Source organism: Komagataeibacter kakiaceti JCM 25156 (genome assembly GCF_000613305.1).
Genome location: NZ_BAIO01000464.1, coordinates 1 through 1,866 on the forward strand (window position 1 = coordinate 1; position 1,866 = coordinate 1,866).

The window sequence follows — 1,866 nt, forward strand, 5'->3', positions numbered from 1 at the left end:
GGTTCCTGGCCAGCCGGTACCAGTTGCCCCGGCCCCGGCTGGGTCTGGCCCTTGGGGGGATTGCCTCGGCCGGTATGGATGTGTCCGATGGGCTGGTGCAGGATCTGGCCATATGGCGCGCGAGAGCGGTGTGGGCGCGGTGCTGCATGCCGGTCTGGTCCCGCTTTCACCTGCCGTGCGCGCATTGGGGCCGCACTGGCTGGCGCGCTGCCTTTCGGGCGGGGATGACTACGAACTGCTGCTGGCCGTGCCCCCCGCGCGGGAAGCGGAATTACAGCATCATGCCGCGCGGCGGGATGTGGCCGTCACCCGCATCGGGCAGGTGGTGGCGGGCAGCGGCGTGCGGGTAGTGGATGAAAACGGACGGGAGATGCCCCTTGCGCGGCGTGGCTGGAGCCATCTGCCGGAGGGCGGGCAGGTTCAGGATTCGAGCGATCTGTCATAAACCGGTAGCGCTTGCACGGCTGCGGGGTGATGCGTTCGATCAGGCGGCGCATGGGCAGGTTGGTTTCCAGCACCCAGCCCAGTTCGATCGTGCGGTAGGGCAGGCTGCGGCCACGTTTCATGAGTTCGGTAATGGCGAGGGCGGGCATGATCGCGCCCAGCGCCGTGCCATCAAGCGTGGAGCTTACCCCCAGCAGGATCACGCGCGCGGAATGGAATTCATGCCGTAGCAGCCGCTTGCCCAGCTTGAGCCAGCCCAGCGGCGAGGGATCGCCATTGAGATCGGCCGAGATGTCGAATACATTGGGCACCACAAGCGCCACGCAGACCGGCTTGCCCGCCTGTTCGATCAGGACGAAATGCTCGGGTTTGAGCAGCGGCCTGAGTTCCACGATCATGGACTGGACATCTTCACGCGCCAGCGGGATCGAGCCCCAGTTGTTGCGCCAGGCGTCGTTATACAGCGTGCGCAGGATCTCGCCGTCTTCCTCTATCCGGTCCAGGCGCAGGCCACGGGTGGAGATGTTGCCCAGCCTGCCTTCGCCAATGCGCAGGGAGGCGGGGACGAGATGCGCCTCTTCCGCATCCGGGCCGGTGCGCATCTGGTAGGCCAGCAGGTCGCGCGCCTTGGTGCAGCCACAGGCTTCCATCATGCCGGGCAGCCATTGCGGGTGCCATGGCATGGCCACCATCGGCAGGGCGTAATGGCCGGACAGCATCATTCCGAACTCGCCATTGCTGTCCAGCGTCTGCGGGCCGCGCATGAGTTTCATGCCGTGGCGACGCAGCCAGGTGCCGGCGGCATCGAGCAGGGCGGAGACGACGGCCATGTCATCAATGGCGTCCAGCGCGCCGAAAAAACCGACGGGCTCGCCATAATGCGCCATGGAGATGGGGTCGATCTGCGCGGAAATGCGCCCGACCGCCTTGCCCCCGCGCATGGCCAGGAAATATTGCGCCCGCCCCGTGCGGAAAAAGGAGTTCTTGCGTGGGGTGAGCAGGTCGCGCTGGGTCAGGTCCAGCGGGGGGGCATAACCGGGCAGCCCGGCGTACAGGCGGCGGGGCAACTGGATGAAGGTGGTCATCTGACGAAAGCCGGAAACGGGAATGATAGTAAGACGATCGGTTTCGTTCATGACCGGTTCGTTGCATCCTGAACATTACCGGCATCGACCTTCATTCCGTGGCGGAACGGGGCAGGTTATGCAGGTATGGTTGAAAGGGTTGATTCGGTTATCCGTTCTGTTGCTGTGCTGATGGCACAGAAGGACCCCGAAAAGGAAGACAGACAATGACAGGAAAGCTCGGTTCACGCACGGATGAAGGTGCATATGTGCTGATTACCGGGGCATCGAGCGGCATCGGGGCGGAACTGGCGTTGCTGTACGCGGCGCGCGGGCGGCCCCTGGGTGCTGTGGGGGC

Annotated in this window: 1 protein-coding gene and 2 pseudogenes; 2 read left to right on the plus strand and 1 reads right to left on the minus strand. The window is 64.8% G+C overall.

Features of this window, described 5'->3' with window-relative positions; genetic code table 11:
* Positions 1–415 (plus strand): annotated as a pseudogene (locus JCM25156_RS25110) (thiamine-phosphate kinase); the annotation flags it as partial.
* Here JCM25156_RS25110 and JCM25156_RS15345 read toward each other — a convergent pair.
* Complete coding sequence (locus tag JCM25156_RS15345; RefSeq protein ID WP_025813778.1) at positions 306–1,580, minus strand: hypothetical protein; 1,275 nt, start codon at positions 1,578–1,580, stop codon at positions 306–308. The pseudogene JCM25156_RS25110 and the gene JCM25156_RS15345 sit on opposite strands and share 110 nt — an antisense overlap.
* A 155-nt stretch (positions 1,581–1,735) precedes the next feature.
* On the opposite strand from JCM25156_RS15345, the pseudogene JCM25156_RS32710 reads away from it, so the two are divergent.
* A pseudogene (locus tag JCM25156_RS32710) lies at positions 1,736–1,866 on the plus strand (SDR family NAD(P)-dependent oxidoreductase); the annotation flags it as partial.

Bases quoted from the DNA above. Each gene is read 5' to 3' on its own strand.
- JCM25156_RS15345 (WP_025813778.1), bottom strand. From the start codon at position 1,580: ATGAACGAAACCGATCGTCTTACTATCATTCCCGTTTCCGGCTTTCGT.